Origin of the sequence: Phyllobacterium sp. 22229 (genome assembly GCF_052056495.1) — a bacterium.
Lineage (GTDB): Bacteria > Pseudomonadota > Alphaproteobacteria > Rhizobiales > Rhizobiaceae > Phyllobacterium > Phyllobacterium myrsinacearum.
This window is the reverse complement of the sequence record NZ_JBQEPA010000020.1, coordinates 63296-77254: the sequence shown is the minus strand read 5'-3', so window position 1 is coordinate 77254 and position 13959 is coordinate 63296. Positions and strand designations below refer to the sequence as shown.

Annotated in this window: 14 protein-coding genes; 8 read left to right on the top strand and 6 right to left on the bottom strand. The window is 58.7% G+C overall.

The genetic code is table 11. The features are described 5' to 3' along the window. The first annotated feature begins 23 nt into the window (after positions 1–23). The 4 genes from ACTJJ7_RS21755 (at position 24) to truB (ending at position 4973) form a co-directional block, all read left to right on the top strand. Positions 24–665, top strand: a complete 642-nt coding sequence (locus ACTJJ7_RS21755) for an RNA-binding protein (RefSeq protein WP_105736710.1) — start codon at positions 24–26, stop codon at positions 663–665. Continuing rightward, entirely contained in the window at positions 662–3433 is a 2772-nt protein-coding gene (infB, locus tag ACTJJ7_RS21750; protein WP_440968792.1) for a translation initiation factor IF-2, read from the top strand. Before ACTJJ7_RS21755 ends, infB begins: the two co-directional genes overlap by 4 nt. Before the next feature lie 94 nt (positions 3434–3527). Then, positions 3528–3998 (top strand): 30S ribosome-binding factor RbfA, encoded by a 471-nt coding sequence (gene rbfA, locus ACTJJ7_RS21745; protein WP_105736706.1) that lies wholly within the window; start codon positions 3528–3530, stop codon positions 3996–3998. Further along, entirely contained in the window at positions 3999–4973 is a 975-nt protein-coding gene (truB, locus tag ACTJJ7_RS21740) for a tRNA pseudouridine(55) synthase TruB (RefSeq protein ID WP_440968791.1), read from the top strand. It abuts the gene before it with no gap. Here truB and ACTJJ7_RS21735 read toward each other — a convergent pair. Both ACTJJ7_RS21735 and ACTJJ7_RS21730 read right to left on the bottom strand, forming a co-directional pair. Next, entirely contained in the window at positions 4970–5317 is a 348-nt protein-coding gene (locus ACTJJ7_RS21735; RefSeq protein WP_440968790.1) for a gamma-glutamylcyclotransferase family protein, read from the bottom strand. The two genes, truB and ACTJJ7_RS21735, sit on opposite strands and share 4 nt — an antisense overlap. Before the next feature lie 38 nt (positions 5318–5355). Continuing rightward, positions 5356–6123, bottom strand: coding sequence for a class I SAM-dependent methyltransferase (locus tag ACTJJ7_RS21730; protein WP_440968789.1), 768 nt, complete (start codon positions 6121–6123; stop codon positions 5356–5358). 306 nt (positions 6124–6429) lie between these two features. Here ACTJJ7_RS21730 and rpsO point away from each other — a divergent pair, with 306 nt between their 5' ends. The 3 genes from rpsO to ACTJJ7_RS21715 all read left to right on the top strand — a co-directional run bounded on the left by rpsO (position 6430) and on the right by ACTJJ7_RS21715 (position 10211). After that, complete coding sequence (rpsO, locus tag ACTJJ7_RS21725; RefSeq protein WP_105736700.1) at positions 6430–6699, top strand: 30S ribosomal protein S15; 270 nt, start codon at positions 6430–6432, stop codon at positions 6697–6699. A gap of 215 nt (positions 6700–6914) precedes the next feature. Next, positions 6915–9059, top strand: a complete 2145-nt coding sequence (gene pnp / locus ACTJJ7_RS21720) for a polyribonucleotide nucleotidyltransferase (RefSeq protein WP_440968788.1) — start codon at positions 6915–6917, stop codon at positions 9057–9059. Between the two features lie 132 nt (positions 9060–9191). Further along, positions 9192–10211 carry a class I SAM-dependent methyltransferase gene (locus ACTJJ7_RS21715; protein ID WP_440968787.1) on the top strand — a complete coding sequence of 340 codons (1020 nt, stop codon included), beginning with the start codon at positions 9192–9194 and terminating at the stop codon, positions 10209–10211. Here the strand turns inward: ACTJJ7_RS21715 and ACTJJ7_RS21710 are convergent, their stop codons facing one another. The 4 genes from ACTJJ7_RS21710 to fabA all read right to left on the bottom strand — a co-directional run bounded on the left by ACTJJ7_RS21710 (position 10212) and on the right by fabA (position 13283). Continuing rightward, a complete protein-coding gene (locus ACTJJ7_RS21710; RefSeq protein WP_105736695.1) occupies positions 10212–10565 on the bottom strand; it encodes an NIPSNAP family protein in 354 nt (117 codons plus the stop codon). A gap of 108 nt (positions 10566–10673) precedes the next feature. After that, on the bottom strand, positions 10674–11489 hold the full coding sequence (fabI, locus tag ACTJJ7_RS21705) for an enoyl-ACP reductase FabI (RefSeq protein WP_105736693.1): 816 nt from the start codon (positions 11487–11489) through the stop codon (positions 10674–10676). 11 nt (positions 11490–11500) lie between these two features. After that, on the bottom strand, positions 11501–12730 hold the full coding sequence (fabB, locus tag ACTJJ7_RS21700) for a beta-ketoacyl-ACP synthase I (RefSeq protein WP_105736691.1): 1230 nt from the start codon (positions 12728–12730) through the stop codon (positions 11501–11503). A 37-nt stretch (positions 12731–12767) separates the two neighbouring features. After that, positions 12768–13283 (bottom strand): 3-hydroxyacyl-[acyl-carrier-protein] dehydratase FabA, encoded by a 516-nt coding sequence (gene fabA / locus ACTJJ7_RS21695; RefSeq protein ID WP_105736690.1) that lies wholly within the window; start codon positions 13281–13283, stop codon positions 12768–12770. Between the two features lie 223 nt (positions 13284–13506). On the opposite strand from fabA, the gene irrA reads away from it, so the two are divergent. Further along, positions 13507–13938, top strand: coding sequence for an iron response transcriptional regulator IrrA (gene irrA, locus ACTJJ7_RS21690; protein WP_105736688.1), 432 nt, complete (start codon positions 13507–13509; stop codon positions 13936–13938). The last annotated feature ends 21 nt before the right edge of the window (positions 13939–13959 follow it).

Below are 13959 nucleotides of genomic sequence, written 5' to 3'. Positions count from 1 at the left end.
GACCTTTGTACGTGGAACCGGAAATGAATGACAGGACATGCATTGTCACGCGCGAAGGCGGTTCTGTCGATGACATGATCCGGTTCGTCGCAAGCCCGGACGGGGCGGTTGTCGCTGATTTGAAGCGCAATCTTCCCGGGCGGGGGTGTTGGGTGAAGGCCCAGCGGCGTTATATTGATGAAGCGGTCAAGCGAAAGCTCTTTCCGCGTGCATTGAAAACCAATGTGACTGTCCCGGATGATTTCGGGTTGGTTGTCGATCAGATGCTGGTAAAATTCGCGCTTGGCAGTTTTGGGTTGGCGCGCAAGGCCGGTGTTGTGGTAACAGGGGCCGCAAAAGTGGACTCAGCTATCCGCAACGGCACCGCAGCGCTGGTTCTTCATGCCCGTGAAGCCGCCGAAGATGGCGTCCGCAAGCTTGACCAGGCCCGCCGTTCGGTAGTTTATGCCGGCGGACCGGAAATTCCCGCCCTTTCATTGTTCGAAAGCAGTGAAATGGATTTGGCATTAGGCGGGGTAAATGTGATACATGCTGCCGTACTCAAGGGGAAGGCAGCTGCCGGGTTCGTCGAGCGAGCTTGGCTGCTACAGCATTTTCGCGATGGCCGTACGGATCTGGCCGACGCTAAAGCGGCATCTGCCGCGAAGGAAACGGAAACGGAATGAGCGATACAAAATCGACAGACGACAAGACGCTTGGCGTCAATAAAAAGACCCTGACCCTGAAGCGGCCTGGCGTTGAACAGAGTACTGTGCGTCAGAATTTCAGTCATGGCCGCACGAAGTCTGTTGTCGTTGAAACCAAGAAGCGCAAGTTTAGCCTTCCGGATCAGAAGCCGGAGGTAACGCCTCCTGCTGCGCCTGCACCGGCAACACCGGCGCCAGCATCTGCGGCACCTGCTCCTTCTGCACCGGTTGTGCGCCCGGCGGCTCCCCAGCCGGCCCCTGCACCCGTACAGGCGGCAACACCAAGTGCTGCGCCTGCGCCAGCGCCGCGTCCGGCGGCTCCTGCGCAAGGTGCATCGGCTGGTTCTGCGTCCGCGAGCGCGCGTCCCGCTGCTCCGGCGCATTCGCAGCGGCCTGCCCAGCAGCCTTACCGTTCATCGCGTCCGAACGACCGTTCGGGCATGGTGCTGAACACATTGTCGTCAGCCGAGCTTGAAGCCCGCCGCAAGGCACTTGAGGGTTCAAAAGTTCGTGATGCGGAAGATCGTGCGCGTGCGGCTGTCGAAGCTGCGCGCCGTGCAGAGGAAGATGCTTTGCGTGCCAAGGAGCGCGAAGAATCCGCCCGCCGCCAGGCCGAAGAAGAAGAGCGCCTGCGCAAGGAAGCTGAAGCCAAGCAGCGTTCGGAAGAAGAAGCCCGCAAGCGCCAGCCTGAAACCGCGAAAGCGGCCGAAGAAACCACTGCGCCGAAGGGTCCGGTGCGCAAGGCTGCCGCTGACGAAGAAGAAGAACGTCGTGGTCCTGCAGGTGCCCGCCGTGGCAGCAGCGCTGCTCCGGTCAAGCCGGAAGTGCGCACGCCCAAGGTCGTCAAAGGGGAAGATGAGCGCCGTCGCGGCAAGCTCACCCTGGGCACGGCATTGAACGATGAAGGCCGCAGCCGTTCGCTGTCCGCGATGCGCCGCCGCCAGGAAAAGTTCAAGCGCGGCATGCAGCAGGATACCCGCGAGAAAATCGCACGCGAAGTCATCCTGCCGGAGACCATCACCATTCAGGAACTTGCACAGCGTATGGCCGAGCGTTCGGTCGACGTCATCAAGTTCCTGATGAAGGAAGGCCAGATGATGAAGCCCGGCGATCTGATCGACGCCGATACGGCTCAGCTGATTGCCGAAGAATTCGGTCATACGGTTCGCCGCGTTGCGGAATCCGACGTTGAAGAAGGTATCTTCAACGTGCAGGACGACGAAGGCGCGTTCGAATCCCGTCCGCCTGTTGTCACGATCATGGGTCACGTCGATCACGGCAAGACATCGCTGCTCGACGCCATCCGCAAGGCCAACGTTGTGTCCGGTGAAGCCGGTGGCATCACCCAGCATATTGGCGCCTACCAGGTCGAGCAGAATGGTCACAAGATCACCTTCATCGATACGCCGGGTCACGCCGCCTTTACGGCGATGCGCGCCCGCGGTGCACAGGCAACGGATATCGCTATCCTTGTCGTTGCCGCCGATGACAGCGTGATGCCGCAGACCATTGAATCGATCAACCATGCCAAGGCAGCGGGTGTTCCGATCATCGTGGCGATCAACAAGATCGACAAGCCATCTGCCGATCCGCAAAAGGTCCGCAATGGCCTGTTGCAGCACGAAGTCTTCGTGGAATCGATGGGCGGTGAAACGCTCGACGTGGAAGTGTCGGCGAAAACCGGCGCCGGTCTCGACAAGCTGCTCGAAACCATTCTGCTCCAGGCGGAAATTCTCGACCTGAAGGCCGATCCTTCGCGGACGGCCGAAGGCGTGGTTATCGAAGCCAAGCTCGACCGGGGCCGCGGTTCGGTTGCAACCGTTCTCGTCCAGAAGGGCACATTGCGTCCGGGTGACATCATCGTTGCCGGCAGCGAATGGGGCCGTGTCCGCGCCCTCGTCAATGATCGCGGCGAAACGGTCAAGGAAGTCGGTCCGGCAACGCCGGTCGAGGTTCTGGGTCTCCAGGGCCCGCCACAGGCTGGCGATCGCTTTGCCGTGGTGGAAAACGAAGCCAAGGCCCGCGAGATTTCCGAGTACCGCACGCGTCTTGCCCGTGAAAAGGCAGTGGCCCGTCAGGCTGGATCGCGCGGCTCGCTCGAACAGATGATGAGCCAGCTGCAGGTCACCGGCCTGAAGGAATTCCCGCTGCTCATCAAGGGCGACGTGCAGGGTTCCATCGAAGCCATTGCCGGCGCGCTGGACAAGCTTGGAACCGACGAAGTCCGGGCACGCATCATCCATTCGGGTGCTGGCGGCATCACCGAGAGCGATATTGCTCTTGCCGAAGCCTCCAATGCTGCGATCATCGGCTTCAACGTGCGTGCCAACAAGCAGGCGCGTGACCTGGCCGAGCGTGAAGGCATCGAGATCCGCTACTACAACATCATCTACGATCTGGTGGATGACGTGAAGGCAGCCATGTCCGGCCTGCTGTCGCCGGAACGCCGCGAAACCTTCCTCGGCAATGCGGAGATCCTCGAAGTCTTCAACATTACCAAGGTCGGCAAGGTTGCAGGTTGCCGCGTCACGGAAGGCAAGGTCGAACGTGGTGCGGGCGTGCGCCTCATCCGCGACAACGTTGTCATTCACGAAGGCAAGCTCAAGACGCTCAAGCGCTTCAAGGACGAAGTGTCCGAAGTGCCTGCGGGTCAGGAATGCGGTATGGCGTTCGAGAACTATGACGATATTCGCGCAGGCGATACGATCGAAGCGTTCCGCGTCGAACACATTACCCGCACACTTTGATGCCAAGCCCTTGCGAGGGCAGCATTTAGATCATCGATAACAGGATCGCCGGACCCAAAACCGGCGATCTCCTGTATCTTGGGATACGATAAATATGTCTCGTTTTGCCTCATCGTCCGGCCCTTCACAACGCCAGTTGCGCGTCAGTGAGCAGGTGCGTCACGCCGTTTCTCAGGTGCTTCAGCGCGGTGACGTGCGTGATGACACGCTGGAGAACGCCGTTGTCGCCATTTCTGAAGTGCGCATGTCGCCGGACCTCAAGATTGCCACCTGCTTTGTTTCGCCCATCGGCGCGAAAGACAGCGATGCGGTGATTGCGGCCCTGAACCAGCATGCAAAATTCATCCGCGGCCGGGCAGCAGCCTATCTGAAGCAGATGAAATACATGCCGGAATTCCGGTTCCGCATCGACTCGAGCTTTGACAACTACGCCAAGATCGATGCGCTGCTGCGCAAGCCAGAGGTGACCCGCGATCTCGATGATCATCACGATCATGATGATCATGACGATCCCAACCCCGGCGATGTGCCGGGCCATGGCCCCGACGGCAACGGAAACAATTGAATGTCGAGACAGCGCAAGAAAAAAGGCCGGCCCGTATCCGGCTGGCTGATCTTTGACAAGCCGAAGGGCATGGGCTCGACCGAAGCCGTCTCCAAGATCAAGTGGCTGTTCAAGGCCGAAAAAGCCGGACATGCCGGCACGCTTGATCCGCTCGCATCCGGCATGCTGCCGATCGCGCTGGGCGAAGCGACGAAGACCGTGCCCTATGTCATGGACGGCACCAAGATCTACCGCTTCACCGTCACCTGGGGGGCTGAACGCACCACCGACGACATGGAAGGCGAGATCACCGTCACATCGGAGCAACGCCCGGACGAGGCATCGATCAAGGCCATTCTTGCCAGATATACCGGTGTGATTCAGCAGATTCCGCCAAAATTCTCCGCCATCAAGATTGCCGGCGAGCGCGCCTATGATCTGGCGCGCGGCGGCGAAGAGGTTGATATTCCTGCACGGGAAGTCGAGATCGACCGTCTCGAACTGATTGGGCAGCCTGACGCATCCACCGCGATTTTCGAAGTCGAATGCGGCAAGGGCACCTATGTCCGCTCACTCGCCCGGGACATGGGGCGGGATCTCGGCTGCTACGGTCACATCTCCGATCTGCGCCGCATTGAAGTTGCGCCCTTTGACGAACAGGATTTCGTCACGCTGGAGGAATTGGAAGCGGCCCACCCACCGGCCCCTGCCGAGGGTGAGGAAGGCGAGGACCGCTCCTACGAAGCCATCGAGGCGCGTTTCTCGGTGATGGATGCATTCCTGATCGATACCGGCGCCGCGCTGGAAAGCCTGCCGCAGGTCGCCCTCTCCGACGATCAGGCGCACCGCATCCGCATGGGCAACCCGGTCATCCTGCGTGGCCGCGACGCGCCGGTTGAGGCTGACGAAGCCTGCGTGACGAGCAAGGGCAAACTTCTCGCCATCGGCTTCATCGAACAGGGTCAGTTCAAGCCCAAGCGCGTTTTCACCGCTTAAGCTTTCACGTAAACCCAGGCATCGATTCCCGATTTCAACCGCACTTCGATGCGTTTGTAATCGGACACTTCGTAGGCGTCCGCTGCGGCGAGTTCACTCGCCGTGATCTTGAAGACGGTTCCCGCGACCTCGTCGCCGGAATCGCCGCTTGGCACGACGATGGGATGGAAATTGCTGCCGCTGGCACGGATGACATCGGGATCGGTGATTTCGATCACCGATTTCCTGAAACCTGGCATCGCATCCGGCGTGCCTTGCAAAAGGCGGCCGAAGGAAGACAGCTGGACACCCTCCTGCTGCAGGGTTCCATAGGAAAACAGATGGATCGCCGGTGTGTCATTCATGCTGAGCTCCTCTGGCGCTTCGTCCTTGGTGGCAAATATCATTCCTTGATGCAACTGTAGGCCGCCGTGTCGTAGGGCAGGGTGACCTCCGCTCTGCCGGCGAGCGTCGGTTCGTTTGCGATAAGGGCGCGAACAGCGGCGGCAACCTGTTCCTGTTTTTCCGGCGGCAGGGCGGCGATGAAGCTGGTCGACAGCACGCGGTTGACGATGACATCTTCCGGCGCACCGGTATGGTTGTTGGAAAAATGATGCTCTCTCAGTGCGCTGAAGCCATTGAACGGAAACGGTTTTTTCCAATCGCCGGTATGGTGCCGCGGCGTGTCGCCTTCATAGGGTGCAAAGATATCCGCCAGTTTTGCCACCCAGGGAATGCGTGCATCCCGCGTGTTCCACACCAGCCCGAGGCTGCCGCCCGGCTTGAGGACACGGTGAATTTCCGTGAGTGCGGCCCCGGTGGCAAACCAGTGGAATGCCTGCGCACAGACGACCGCGTCCACGGACGCGTCGGGAAGAGGGATCGATTCCGCGGTGCCTGATTTGGCCGAAATCTCGGGATATTCACCGGTGAGTTTTTGCAGCATTTCGGCAACGGGTTCAACGGCGATGACCGCAGCGCCCGTTGTCATGAGCCGGCGCGTAAACTTGCCGGTTCCGGCGCCAAGATCGACAACGGTCTTACCGGGTTCCAGATCCAGTTCATCGCGCAACCATGCATCGAGTGCCGGCGGGTAGTCCGGACGGCCAAGGACATAATTGTCGGCCTTCGCGGCAAAGCCCGCGGCAGCGGCGTGATGAATGGTGTTCATGATTTCACTCCGGATCATTGGCCCCAAACCAGTATGGAAAGGCGGATTGGCGGAATAGAGGCGGGCAGGGGCATGCCACGCTCGTGCCGCAGTTCATTTCTAAGGTAAGATGGCAAAATGAATATGACCGCTTTGCCCCGGGTTCGACAACTGAAAAGCGAGCGAATCATTTGCGGCTGGTAATTTGTCACATTTTCGACTATACGGCCCGCAGCGATAGGCTTTCCCTAACGCTTTAACCGGCCCCCGCTGGACGACATCCCGGCCGTGGGCATCCCGTTTTCCCTTCAAAAGAAAGGACATACGATGTCGATTACCGCTGAACGCAAGCAGGCACTGATCTCTGAATACGCAACGAAGCCAGGCGACACCGGTTCCCCGGAAGTCCAGGTTGCTGTTCTGACAGAGCGCATTGTCAACCTGACCGAGCACTTCAAGGACCACAAGAAGGATAACCATTCCCGCCGTGGTCTTCTCAAGCTCGTCTCGACGCGCCGCAGTCTCCTTGACTACCTCAAGGGTGTAGACGAGGGCCGCTACCAGACGCTGATCGAAAAGCTCGGCCTGCGCCGCTAACGGATTGGACCGGCGGGTGCGCTCAGTCGCCCCGCCGGTCTCTGTTTATCCCGACAGGGATGAACGCTACCATGAGGCAGGTCATGGGGCAGGATTGCAGGCAGCTCGGCCATACGAGTTGCACGTTGTCTTGCCCGTGATTGGTCTGAAACGAAACGGGCGAAACATGCTGCTATCCAAAGGGATGCGCGTATTTCCCCACTGAAGGACAAGATATGTTTAATCAACACAAAGTTGAAATCGAATGGGGCGGCCGTCCGCTCATTCTGGAAACGGGCAAGATTGCCCGCCAGGCCGATGGCGCAGTTCTCGCCACCTACGGCGAAACCGTGGTTCTCGCCACCGTTGTTTCCGCCAAGGAACCAAAGCCAGGTCAGGATTTCTTTCCGCTGACCGTAAACTACCAGGAAAAGACCTACGCAGCCGGCAAGATCCCAGGTGGCTACTTCAAGCGTGAAGGCCGTCCGAGCGAAAACGAAACACTGGTTTCGCGCCTGATCGACCGTCCGATCCGCCCGCTCTTTGCCGATGGCTACAAGAACGACACACAGGTTGTTCTGACAGTTATCCAGCACGACCTCGAAAACAACCCGGACATCGTTTCGCTCATCGGTGCTTCCGCAGCGCTGACGCTCTCCGGTGTTCCGTTCATGGGTCCGATCGGCGGCGCACGCGTCGGCTATATCGGCGGCGAATACAAGCTGAACCCGACCATCGATGAAATGGTTGAGTCGAGCCTCGACCTCGTTGTTGCCGGTACCGGCGAAGCCGTTCTGATGGTTGAATCGGAAGCCAAGGAATTGGCTGAAGACGTCATGCTCGGCGCCGTGATGTTTGGTCACAAGAGCTTCCAGCCGGTTATCGACGCGATCATCAAGCTCGCTGAAGTTGCTGCAAAAGAGCCGCGCGACTTCCAGGCAGAAGATCTTTCTGCTGTTGAAGCTGCGGTTCTCAAGGTTTGCGAAGCCGATCTGCGCGCTGCCTACAAGATCACCGACAAGCAGCAGCGTTATGCCGCTGTTGATGCGGCCAAGGCAAAGGTCAAGGCACACTTCTTCCCGGAAGGTGTTGAAGAGCCGGAATTCTCCGCCGAACAGATCGCGACGGTGTTCAAGTCGGTTCAGGCGAAGATCGTTCGCTGGAACATCCTCGACACGGGCGGCCGTATCGATGGCCGCGACCTCTCGACGGTTCGTCCGATCGTATCGGAAGTCGGCCTTCTGCCGCGCACCCACGGTTCGGCTCTGTTCACCCGCGGTGAAACACAGGCCATCGTTGTTGCAACGCTCGGCACCGGCGAAGACGAACAGTACGTCGACTCGCTGACCGGCATGTACAAAGAAACCTTCATGCTTCACTACAATTTCCCGCCCTATTCGGTCGGTGAAACAGGCCGTATGGGTTCGCCCGGCCGTCGTGAAATCGGTCATGGCAAGCTCGCCTGGCGCGCCATCCATCCGGTTCTGCCTGCCAAGGAACAGTTCCCCTACACGCTGCGTACGGTTTCGGAAATCACCGAATCCAACGGCTCGTCCTCAATGGCGACCGTTTGCGGCACATCGCTTGCGCTGATGGATGCCGGTGTTCCGCTGCTCCGTCCGGTTGCAGGTATCGCCATGGGTCTGATCAAGGAAGATGAGCGCTTTGCTGTTCTGTCCGACATCCTCGGCGATGAAGATCATCTCGGCGACATGGATTTCAAGGTTGCCGGTACTGAAAGCGGTATCACTGCCCTGCAGATGGACATCAAGATCGACGGTATCACCGAAGAGATCATGAAGGTTGCTCTGGGTCAGGCCAAGGACGGCCGTCTGCACATCCTCGGCGAAATGGCCAAGGCCATCACCGAAGGCCGTTCGGAACTCGGCGAATTTGCGCCGCGTATCGAAGTCATGAACATCCCGACCGACAAGATCCGTGACGTTATCGGTTCTGGCGGCAAGGTCATTCGTGAAATCGTCGAAAAGACCGGTGCGAAGATCAACATCGAAGATGATGGCACGGTCAAGATCGCGTCCTCCTCTGCCAAGGAAATCGAAGCCGCCCGCAAGTGGATTCATTCGATCGTTGCCGAGCCTGAAGTTGGTGAAATCTACGAAGGCACGGTCGTCAAGACCGCCGACTTCGGCGCATTCGTCAATTTCTTCGGCCCGCGCGATGGTCTGGTCCATATTTCCCAGCTCGCTTCCGAGCGCGTTGCCAAGACCTCCGATGTGGTCAAGGAAGGCCAGAAGGTCTGGGTCAAGCTCATGGGCTTTGACGAGCGCGGCAAGGTTCGCCTGTCGATGAAGGTTGTCGACCAGGAAACCGGCAAGGAAATCGTTCAGGAAAAGAAGCAGGCTGAAGAAGACGCTGAATAAGCCTCCTGCTTTGACGTGATGAAAGCGCGCCCCCGTGGCGCGCTTTTTTCTTGGCGGGGTTCGATTGGCATGGAAGCTTGCCATTCCAGTCGGTCCCGTTTCAGACAGACCTATTGATGGATGGACATTGCCATGGCCAACGGCGCACTCAAGACGCTCTTTCTGCCCTTTGAAGACGGGATATTGCCGGTTCCAGACGCGGGCAGCGCATGGCTGTTCCTCGGCGCCGAGGTGGAGCGCGATATAGATCCCGCATGGAAAGGTGTGCTGACAGCGCTCCAGCCGTTCCGGCCGGATTACAACGCCTTGCAAAAAGCAGGTTTCCAGGCTGTTTCCCGGCTTGAGGGCGGGGAAAGCTTCAAGGGCGCGCTGATCCTTCTTGGCAAGCATCGTGGGCGCAATGAGGCATGGTTGGCGCAGGCCTTGCGTCACGTCGAAGCCGGCGGGCAGATTGTAGTGGGCGGGGACAAGAAACTGGGTATCGACAGTTTCCGCAAGACGGTCGAACGATTTGCGCCGATTACCGACCGCTTGTCCAAGCACCATGCGGTGGCTTTCTGGTTTACCAGGCCCGAGGCTGTCGATGAAGCGCAAGCAGAAGCGCTTGTGGCCGAACCGACGCTGGTCGACGCGCGCTTTACCACTGCCCCCGGCATGTTTTCGCACACGGCCATCGACAAGGGATCGGCGCTGCTGGTGAAGCATTTTTCCGGCCGCATCAGCGGCCATGTCGCCGATTTCGGGGCCGGTTGGGGTTATCTTGCCAGCGAAGTGCTGAAACATCCCGACAAGCTCAAATCACTGGCGCTCTATGAGGCGGATTTTGAAGCACTCGAAGCGGCAAAGCTGAACCTTGCCGGTGCAACCGAACTGCCATTGTCATTTCACTGGCACGATGTGAATGGCGAAGCCATCGCCGAGATCTACGATACCATCGTCATGAATCCGCCGTTCCATGCGGGGCGCAGTGCCGACCCGACCATGGGGCAGGGGTTCATTGCCGCCGCCGCCAAGCGCCTGAAGCCGGGCGGCAGGCTGCTGCTGGTCGCCAACCGCCAGATGCCCTATGAGGCGGGCCTGAAAGCACTGTTCCGCTCCGTCCTGCCGATCGAGGATACTGCCGGTTACAAGATCATCGAAGCGAAAAAATAGTCAGTTCAACCGCCGCCGCCGGATACCGCACAACCGGGTTTCTTCGATGGCCGCCTCGCTCATCCATGCCATGGATTTGAGGCTGACCACGATCCGCTGCAAAATGGCGGGACGTGGACCCCTGCGCCAGATATCGCTGGTATAAAGCGCTTCCTGCGAAGCGTTGAGGTGATCGAGATTGTCATAGGCGCGCACGAGGAAATAGGCATCGGGGTGATGTTCCGATTGGCCGAAGTCGACCACGTCCATATCGATGGACTGGTGTATGGGCAGGCTTTCCTCGCACACCAGTCTGTGGAACTCGGCTCCTGTTCCCGGGCTCAGGCTGTAGATAAGCGTTTCAACGAGGCGCATGGTGGGTCTCCTGACATTCCTGACGAAAAAGGGAGGCCCACTTTCAACAAAAATCCCGCAAAACCAAGCCTGGTCTCACGGGACTGCTGTCAATTCCGGCAGGAGGATTTATTCCTTGCCGTCGTCGGATTTCTTCAGTTCTTCAAGCGTTGGCATCGATACGATGTTGTAGCCGGAATCCACATAATGGATTTCGCCGGTCACACCGCTCGACAGATCCGAGAGAAGATAGAGCGCCGAGCGGCCGACATCTTCAATATCAACGGTGCGGCGCAGCGGCGCATTGCGCTTCTGATAGGAGAACATGGCGCGCGCATCGCCAATGCCGGCGCCAGCCAGCGTGCGGACCGGACCCGCCGAGATCGCGTTGACGCGGATGCTTTCCGGGCCGTAATCGGCGGCGAGATAGCGCACCATGGCTTCAAGGGCAGCCTTGGCCACGCCCATGACGTTGTAGTTCGGCATGACGCGGGTCGAGCCGCCATAGGTCAGCGTCAGGATGGAGCCGCCGTCCTTCATCAATTTTGATGCGCGCTGCGCCACTTCCGTGAAGGAATAGGCTGATATCACCATGGTGCGGCTGAAATTGTCGCGCGTGGTCACATCGGCATAGCGGCCCTTGAGCTGCGACTTGTCTGAAAAGCCAATGGCATGCACGACGAAATCAATCGTGCCCCATTCTTTTTCGAGGGTCTCGAACACCGCATCGACCGTTGTGATATCCTCGACATCACAGGGAAGCAGCAGCTTGGAGCCGAGCTGTTCCGCGAGCGGCGCAACGCGCTTGCCGAAGGCATCGCCCTGATAGGTGAAGGCGAGTTCAGCGCCGTTGTCGGCCAGTTCCTTGGCAATACCCCAGGCAATGGAATGGCTGTTCGCGACCCCCATAATGAGACCGCGTTTGCCTTTCATCAGTTCACCCATATTCTTCCCTCTCAACCCTGGAAACGCTGGAACACCAGCGTTGCATTGGTGCCACCAAATCCGAAGGAATTGGTCAGCACCGTATCCAGTTTGGCATTGTCGATCCGCTTGCGCACAATAGGCATGTCCTCGAATGCCGGATCGAGTTCTTCAATATTGGCGCTTTCGGCGATGAAATTGTGGTTCATCATCAAAAGCGAATAGATTGATTCGTGCACGCCGGTGGCACCCTGTGAGTGCCCGGTCAGTGACTTTGTCGCCGAGATTGGCGGGCAGCCGGCCTCAGCCGTGCCGAACACCTCGCGAATGGCCTCGATCTCCTTGAGATCGCCGACCGGTGTCGAGGTGGCGTGCGGGTTGATGTAATCCACTTTGCCCTTCACGTTCTCGATTGCCATCCGCATGCAGCGGGCGGCACCTTCACCGCTTGGCGCAACCATGTCGGCACCGTCCGATGTCACGCCGTAACCGACGATTTCACCGTAAATCTTGGCGCCGCGTGCCTTGGCATGTTCCAGCTCTTCCAGAACCAGCACGCCGGCACCGCCGGAGATGACGAAACCGTCGCGGTTCTTGTCATAGGCGCGCGATGCAACCGAAGGCCGGTCATTGAACTTGGAGGACATGGCGCCCATGCCGTCGAAAAGCACGGACAGCGTCCAGTCGAGATCTTCGCAGCCGCCGGCAAACATCATGTCCTGCTTGCCGTACTGGATCATCTCGAAGGCATTGCCGACGCAGTGATTGGAGGTCGCGCAGGCCGATGAAATGGAATAGTTGACGCCCTTGATCTTGAACCAGGTGGCAAGCGTTGCTGATGCGGTCGAAGACATGGCTTTCGGCACGGCAAACGGGCCGACCTTCTTGGATGAGCCCGATTCGCGGGTTTTGTCGGCAGCTTCGACAATTGTGCGGGTGGATGAGCCGCCGGAACCCATGATGATGCCGGTGCGCTCGTTGGAAATCTGGCTTTCATCGAGACCGGCATCGGCGATGGCCTGGTCCATGGCCACGTGATTCCATGCGGTTCCCCCGCCATGGAAGCGCATGGCGCGCCGGTCGACCAGCGTTGCCGGATCAAGCGTGGGAGCGCCGTGCACCTGACTGCGGAAACCGTATTTTGCATAGTCTTCGGCGAAGACGATGCCCGATTTCGCTGCACGCAGGGATTCCAGCACCTCCTGCACATTATTACCGATAGAGGATACGATACCCATCCCCGTCACAACCACTCGCCGCATTGCGATCTCCTTGAAGGTGCTGCGCTGACCGATAGGGTCAGGCAGCGCTTTCCTTGAATAGGCCAACCCGCAGGTCGGTTGCCTTATAGATAGTTTCGCCGTCGGCTTTTAGCCAGCCGTCCGCAATGCCCAGCACCAGACGACCGCGCATGACGCGCTTGAAGTCGATGCCATATTCGACGATCTTGGTCTTCGGGGTAACCATGCCGGTGAACTTGACCTCGCCGGTCGACAGGGCGCGGCCCTTGCCGGGCTCGCCGAGCCAGCCCAGATAAAAGCCGGTCAGCTGCCACATGGCATCAAGGCCAAGGCAGCCCGGCATGACGGGATCGCCAATGAAGTGACATGGGAAGAACCACAGGTCCGGCTTGATGTCGAATTCGGCGCGGATATAGCCCTTGCCGTTTTCGCCGCCGGTCTCGGAAATCTCTGTAATGCGATCAAACATCAGCATGGGTGGCGCGGGCAACTGGGCATTGCCCTGACCGAACATCTCTCCGCGGGCGCAAGCAAGGAGCTCTTCATACCCGTAGCTTGATTTCTGTTCTGGCATTCTGTCTCCCATCAATTGCTTCAATGCTGGCGCTTTTGCGCGGGCGGACCCTATCACAGAGTGTTTCTCGCTGAAAACGGTCTGTTGGCTTATCCCTAACGGAATGGCTGAATTGCGGCCTATTGATCGATTTCGCAAGACGGCATATATCAATGATGTAACACGATAGACAACAGTCTATGGTGAGACTTTTGATATCATTTAACGGAGTGGCAGACGGGCCATGCATATTTCTTATGAGATTGATGCCGACGTACCCTTGCAAGAGCGCCTGCGCTTCGCGGGTTTGCGTCCCACCCGTCAGCGTGTAGCGCTTGCCAGTCTGATCTTTGCCAAGGGCGATCGTCATCTTTCGGCGGAAGAACTGCATGAAGAAGCGCTTGGCGCCAATGTGCCTGTCTCGCTTGCAACGGTCTACAATACCCTGCACCAGTTCACCCAGGCAGGCATGCTGCGTATCCTTGCGGTTGAAGGCGCGAAAACCTATTTCGACACGAATGTTTCCGACCATCATCACTTTTTCGTCGAAGGCGAGAACCAGGTGATCGACATTCCGGATGGCTCGGCCATGGTCGGCCATCTTCCGCCGGTGCCGGAAGGCATGGAAATCGTCAACGTGGACATCATCATCCGCCTGCGCAAAAAACGCGGCTGATCCAATCGCATATCAATGATG

Excerpts from the sequence above, each read along its gene's own strand:
- ACTJJ7_RS21755 (WP_105736710.1), top strand. The coding sequence starts at position 24 with ATGAATGACAGGACATGCATTGTCACGCGCGAAGGCGGTTCTGTCGAT.
- infB (WP_440968792.1), top strand. The coding sequence starts at position 662 with ATGAGCGATACAAAATCGACAGACGACAAGACGCTTGGCGTCAATAAA.
- rbfA (WP_105736706.1), top strand. The coding sequence starts at position 3,528 with ATGTCTCGTTTTGCCTCATCGTCCGGCCCTTCACAACGCCAGTTGCGC.
- truB (WP_440968791.1), top strand. The coding sequence starts at position 3,999 with ATGTCGAGACAGCGCAAGAAAAAAGGCCGGCCCGTATCCGGCTGGCTG.
- ACTJJ7_RS21735 (WP_440968790.1), bottom strand. The coding sequence starts at position 5,317 with ATGAATGACACACCGGCGATCCATCTGTTTTCCTATGGAACCCTGCAG.
- ACTJJ7_RS21730 (WP_440968789.1), bottom strand. The coding sequence starts at position 6,123 with ATGAACACCATTCATCACGCCGCTGCCGCGGGCTTTGCCGCGAAGGCC.
- rpsO (WP_105736700.1), top strand. The coding sequence starts at position 6,430 with ATGTCGATTACCGCTGAACGCAAGCAGGCACTGATCTCTGAATACGCA.
- pnp (WP_440968788.1), top strand. The coding sequence starts at position 6,915 with ATGTTTAATCAACACAAAGTTGAAATCGAATGGGGCGGCCGTCCGCTC.
- ACTJJ7_RS21715 (WP_440968787.1), top strand. The coding sequence starts at position 9,192 with ATGGCCAACGGCGCACTCAAGACGCTCTTTCTGCCCTTTGAAGACGGG.
- ACTJJ7_RS21710 (WP_105736695.1), bottom strand. The coding sequence starts at position 10,565 with ATGCGCCTCGTTGAAACGCTTATCTACAGCCTGAGCCCGGGAACAGGA.
- fabI (WP_105736693.1), bottom strand. The coding sequence starts at position 11,489 with ATGGGTGAACTGATGAAAGGCAAACGCGGTCTCATTATGGGGGTCGCG.
- fabB (WP_105736691.1), bottom strand. The coding sequence starts at position 12,730 with ATGCGGCGAGTGGTTGTGACGGGGATGGGTATCGTATCCTCTATCGGT.
- fabA (WP_105736690.1), bottom strand. The coding sequence starts at position 13,283 with ATGCCAGAACAGAAATCAAGCTACGGGTATGAAGAGCTCCTTGCTTGC.
- irrA (WP_105736688.1), top strand. The coding sequence starts at position 13,507 with ATGCATATTTCTTATGAGATTGATGCCGACGTACCCTTGCAAGAGCGC.